This window comes from Falsiroseomonas sp. RANM36, from assembly GCF_056682175.1.
The window spans coordinates 901,782-904,702 of record NZ_JBWXTD010000003.1; the positions used below are offsets into that span (position 1 = coordinate 901,782).

General features: G+C 61.0%; 2 protein-coding genes and 1 pseudogene. 2 read left to right on the forward strand and 1 reads right to left on the reverse strand.

All coding sequences use genetic code 11. The features are described from left to right. Positions 1-106 (forward strand): annotated as a pseudogene (locus AC1MIR_RS09125) (IS5/IS1182 family transposase); the annotation flags it as partial. A gap of 205 nt (positions 107-311) precedes the next feature. Then, positions 312-2,060, forward strand: a complete 1,749-nt coding sequence (locus AC1MIR_RS09130) for a hypothetical protein (RefSeq protein ID WP_480027856.1) — start codon at positions 312-314, stop codon at positions 2,058-2,060. 136 nt (positions 2,061-2,196) lie between these two features. Here the strand turns inward: AC1MIR_RS09130 and AC1MIR_RS09135 are convergent, their stop codons facing one another. Then, a complete protein-coding gene (locus AC1MIR_RS09135) occupies positions 2,197-2,718 on the reverse strand; it encodes a transposase (RefSeq protein WP_480027857.1) in 522 nt (173 codons plus the stop codon). Positions 2,719-2,921: the final 203 nt, after the last annotated feature.

Genomic DNA, 2,921 nt, shown 5'->3' on the forward strand with positions numbered 1-2,921 from the left:
CCGCCGTCTCGCGAAGGACTTCGAGGCCTCCCTCGCCTCCGCCGAGGCCTTCCTCTACGCCGCCTCCGTCATGCTCCTGCTACGGCGCATCGCCCGTTGCACATGAGATTCGAGACAGGCTCTGAGCCCTGCGCGATAAACCCCGAGCGGCACGGGCCGCGTCTCCAAAGCAAAATCCTGGGAATCCCTGCTCGCGGCGACCCTCTTGGACTTCCACCTGGCTCATTTTTGGACTTTGCGCCTAGGAATCAACCGATTTCTTTCTGACCTCAGAGCGGCTATCGTAGAAGCAAGGATCTAGCACGGGACGGATGGTCACCCGCTTTACAAGAGAATGGTTTGAGATGACAGATGTCACCCGCGCGCGTCTAGCGACGGGTGTCTGGGTTCCGCTGTACGCTAGCGATCAGGCAGCAGAACAGAACTTCGGCGATCCAAGTTACTGGTCCGACTACAACGGGATTCGTTCGTTCGCGGTGCTACGTAAAGACAGGGCAGCGGCGGAAGCCGTTGACTGGTCGCGTGCGGCCCAGCCCCATGGCCCACGCGCGTTCGGCAAGAAGTACTATCCTACCGAAATAGTCTTATCCGAGGACGAGAAGCCGATTGGAACTCACCTCGCGCTAATCCATAATTTACCCGGGGGTTCAGCAAGCCAATGGACGCTCAATCAAGACCTCACCTTTGCATTGAACCTGCTGCAAGAAGGGGACGCTTGGCTTAGCCCCGAAGATGGGTACGCCGAAGTGGCCAAACTACGTAGGAATGGGTCAGGGGAATTGGTTGGACTCTACATTAAGCCTGAGTACCTGAAAGATTATTTAGCGGCACGGAAAATGGCGCTGCGGATCGTGCAGTTCCGCCAACGACAAGCCACATTGCGAACCGAAGATACATTCGGCTGGCTCCGGGAGCGCTTCGTTGTAGAGCGCGATGGTGGCTCCTTTGCAGGTTATGCTTGGCCGGTTGGCGGTGAGTCTGTACTGGTGATGCGTGTCGGCCGAACGGACGATTGGTCTCGGGACGAACTGCCCGAAATGGGCCCGCCATCCGACAGCAACACCGTTTCCGCAAGCCAAACATTCAATAGGCGTCAGCATGGCCTCTATGCGATCGAAGGCGAGTTCCGACGCGCTGAATGGCTAGAGGCTGCCGCAGCCAGCCCACGTGTGCGGTTTGATAAGGTCCCGTCCGCGGCGAGCTTCGTCGTAGACGGCGCGGGGCATCGGCAGTCAGCGGACAAGCTAAATGACGAGGATATCGGTAAGTGGCTATGGTTTAAGCCAGGCGTGGTGCCTGAGATACTTTCGTATCGAGGCGCATCAATCGAGTGGTATACGCGCGAAACTGCTGGTATTTCGCTTTCTGCTTCGAGTCTGCCTGTGCATTTTGGCTTGAATTCGGAGGAGCTTGTTGTCACGTACGCTCACGATGTCGCGCGCTTACTTGAGTGGGAACGTGTGGTTTGGGCGGGCTTCAATGTCGCTCCAAATGGCGGCCTTCCAGACGAACTTAAACAGGCGCAAGTCGCAGGTACGGCTGCTAACACTAGAGCACCCGAGGCATTCTTTGGAAAGGCGTTAGTAGCACTCGATCAAGCATCGATCTCTCGTTGGGGTTGGCCTTTATTACGCGTACATGCCAGTACGGCAGAGATCGCCTCCACCATCCACCGTTATCGCGCGCTCGACGAAACCGGGTTTCTCGCGCTCGCAAAAAATATCGCACGTCTAACTGCAGATAGCATCAACTCAGCAAAGCTGCAGGAGGTTGTGGCGCTTGCAAAAGGCGAGAAGCTTGGATCCCTCAAATTATTGGAGCGCAGCTTGGGCACGATTGTGTCGATCGAAGAGGCTAGGTCGGCAATGACGATACTGGTGGGCGTCTATGAACTGCGTTTGGGAGACGCGCATCTTCCATCTGAAAAGCTACGTGAAGCGTTTAAGCTCGCCGGAGTATCAGAAGCTGAGCGACCGCTATTCCGGGCCGCTCACCTTATTCACAACGTGACGACGGCATTGTTCCGTATATCGAGAATTATTGGAAAGAGCGCCTCATGAATGTCGGTATTTAGGATCATCTGATCGGGCGGAGTATTCTCTAGCTAACAATCGCGCTGCCGGTCCACTCCTGCATTCGGGATCACAGTTGCGTAGGACCGCTTCGGGTCGAAGGGCGTCCTTCTCTCCGCGCCGCTCAATCCGTCAGTCGCCACAGCCTTCGCTCGCCCGGGATGGCGTCGTGCAGGGCGATCATCCAGCGCAGCAAAGGGGGGCGGGCGCCGGGCAGCAGCGGGATGAGGCGGTGGAGGACTGCGATCAGGTGCGGGCGCGGCAGATTTCGCGGGGCGCAGGGGAGGGCGGTGGCGAGGCCGAGGCGCTTGGCCATGAGCAGTTGCGCCATGGTCAGCAGGCGGGCGACGCGGCGGATGGCGCGCAAAATGCGCCAGGCGAGGGTTTCGAGGCCGTCGCCGCCGGCGAGCGGGTGGGGCGAGGCGGCGATCATCAGGCGGTCGAGGGTGCCGTTGCGGGCGTGGCGGCGGAGCGCGCGGTGGGCGCTGTCGGCGCGGCCGAGCCGCTCGGGCAGGGCGCGCCAGGGCTCGCGGGAGCAGGCGATCCAGAAGATCGCGTCCCAGAGGCGGCGGGGATCGGCGGCGGGCCGGCCGGGCCCGCCTGCCCGGACCAGCGGGGCGAGGGCGGCCCATTCGGCGTCGGTCATCGGGGACCAGGCCTGCCGGGCCGTGGGACGGAGCGGGTAGGCCTGCGGCAGCATGTTTTGGGCGAGCCCCCTTGCGGCTGTTGCTCGCCTGACGGTATAGGAATATTGTCCGTATTGGCAAGGGCTTTATTGAATGGAGGGGTGGGGGGGGGGGCGGGGGCCCCGGGGGGCGCGGAGGGGGGGAGGGCGGAGGGGGCCGCCGG